This is a genomic window from Vibrio sp. 1288 (genome assembly GCF_033344475.1).
The window spans coordinates 1-668 of the sequence record NZ_JAWPOX010000599.1; the positions used below are offsets into that span (position 1 = coordinate 1).

At 42.5% G+C, this 668-nt stretch carries 1 pseudogene; it reads left to right on the forward strand.

What is annotated here, in order from left to right:
- Window positions 1-391 (forward strand): annotated as a pseudogene (locus R8O11_RS28260) (bifunctional NADH-specific enoyl-ACP reductase/trans-2-enoyl-CoA reductase); the annotation flags it as partial.
- Between the last annotated feature and the right edge of the window lie 277 nt (window positions 392-668).

Here is a 668-nt window from a genome sequence, read left to right on the forward strand (position 1 = left end):
GGTGTGTAAAGCGCTGGTAACCAAAGCTAGTGTTTTCATCCCTGCTCTGAGCCCTTACCTTTTAGCTCTGTACCGAGTAATGAAAGAGAAAGGCACGCATGAACGCTGCATCGAACAAATGCAACGTCTGTTCACGACAAAGCTCTACGATCAGCCTAAAGTGCCTGTTGATGGCGAGCGATTGATTCGAATTGATGACTTAGAACTGGATCCGCAAACGCAGGCTGAAGTGAGTCATTTGTTAGAACAAATGAATGCGGAGAACTTTAAAGAGATTGGTGATTACCAAGGCTTTAAAGACGAGTTCATGAAACTCAACGGCTTTAACTTTGACGATGTAGACTACTCGCAAGACATTTCGTTAGAAACCTTGGCGTCACTTAAGCCATAAGTTCGTCAAATTTGTTTCATATTTGAGATGGCTTCCAACAATTTGGGGTCCTGAAAGGTTTTCAGGACTTTTTTTTGTTTCGTCTGTGGGCGACCCTATACTTAAGTAAAACGACTAATGTTATAACAATTACTACTGCATAAATCTTCGATTCACAGGATGTGAAACTACCGGAAAGGAAGGCCTCTATGGGGAGATTTCAAACACTAGATTATGAGATTCCTGAATCCATGCAGCGAAGCTGGCAGGATATTGTCAATCTCCTCGCACAGATTGC